The organism is Parasphingomonas frigoris, from assembly GCF_036663815.1.
Classification (GTDB): domain Bacteria; phylum Pseudomonadota; class Alphaproteobacteria; order Sphingomonadales; family Sphingomonadaceae; genus Sphingomonas.
On sequence record NZ_JAXOJQ010000035.1, the window covers coordinates 1 to 1,539 of the forward strand.

The 1,539-nt window shown below is 62.8% G+C and carries 3 pseudogenes; all 3 read left to right on the forward strand.

The window, feature by feature from the left end:
- A pseudogene (locus U1872_RS22220) lies at positions 1-97 on the forward strand (IS5/IS1182 family transposase); the annotation flags it as partial.
- A 23-nt stretch (positions 98-120) separates the two neighbouring features.
- A pseudogene (locus U1872_RS22225) lies at positions 121-699 on the forward strand (IS3 family transposase); the annotation flags it as partial.
- Positions 650-1,458: pseudogene (locus U1872_RS22230) on the forward strand (IS3 family transposase); the annotation flags it as partial. The pseudogenes U1872_RS22225 and U1872_RS22230, both read left to right, overlap by 50 nt.
- Positions 1,459-1,539: the final 81 nt, after the last annotated feature.

The window sequence follows — 1,539 nt, forward strand, 5'->3', positions numbered from 1 at the left end:
GCTCAAGCACTTCCGCCGCGTCGCCACCCGATATGACAAACTCGCCGAGAACTTCCTCGCGATGGTCCAGCTCGCCTCAATGCGGCTGTGGCTGCGCGCTTATGAGTCTACGGCCTACCCCTCGCGGGCAACGTGCTCGATCGGCAGTTCAGCGCCGACGCGCCGAACCAGAAAGGAGTGGCCGACTCTACCTACATCTGGACCGCCGAAAGATGGCTGTACGCGGCCGCGGCGATCGACCTGTTCTCGAGGCGCGTGGTGGCCTAGTTGATGAGCGACACGATCACGGCGCCGCTCGTCACCGATGCGCTAATCTTGGCGATCTGGCGACGCGGCAAACCCGATGCATTGCTGCATCACTCCGACCAGGGTAGCCAGTATACCAGCCAGCAGTTCCAGCGGCTGATGGCTGACAATGGCGTCACCTGCTCGATGAGCGGGTCGGGCAGCGTCTGGGACGACGCTGCGATGGAGAGCTCCTTCTCCTCGCTGAAGACTGAACGGATCGCACGCAAAACCTACCGCACGCGCAATGAGGCAAGGCAGGACGTATTCGATTACGTCGAACGCTTTTACAATCCCGCACGCAGTGACGTGCTCCCCAGAAATCATGCCATTGGTAAGTTAGCTCGTCAGATGGAGACGAGCGATGCGGCGAAGCCGATTTACCGAAGATCAGATCATAGGCGTGCTGCGTGAGCATGAGGCGGGCGTGAAGACCGCCGACCTGTGCCGCAAGCACGGGATCAGCGATGCGACCTTTTACAGCTGGAAGTCGAAGTATGGCGGACTGACGGTGTCCGACGCGGCACGGTTGCGAGCGCTGGAAGACGAGAACCGGCGGCTGAAGAAGCTGCTGGCGGAGTCGATGCTGGACGTGTCGGCACTGAAGGATCTGCTGGGAAAAAACTGACCCGGTCTGCAGAGCGCTACGCTGCAGTGGAGAAGCTGATGGCCGATCACGGCTTCTCTGAGCGTCGCGCCTGCAGGCTGATCGGGGTCAATCGGTCGGCATGGCAATATGAGCCGCTTCGCGGGCAGGACGATGCTGTCCGCGAGCGGATGCGCGAGATCGCCAACGAGCGCCGCCGGTTCGGCTATCGGCGCCTAGCGACCCTGCTCAGGCGAGAAGGTAAGGGCATGAACCTGAAGAAGATCTACCGGCTGTATCGCGAGGAGCGGCTGACGGTGCGCAAGCGCGGCGGCCGGAAGCGCGCGCTGGGCACGCGGGCGCCGATGGCGATCCCGCAGGAACCCAACCAGCGCTGGTCATTGGACTTCGTGTCGGACTCATTGGCCTGCGGCCGGCGGTTCCGCATGCTCAACGTCATCGACGATTACAGCCGGGAAAGCCTGGCGTGTATAGTCGATACCTCGCTGTCAGGGCGGCGGGTCGTCCGCGAGCTGGCCGCCATCGCCGAACGTCGCGGGCTGCCGTGCATGGTGGTCAGCGACAACGTCCTATGTTGGGAAGCAGCGGCGGGTTTCGGCCAGCAGATATCCATGCGCCGACAACCATCGGCGCGGCATTCATTCTGA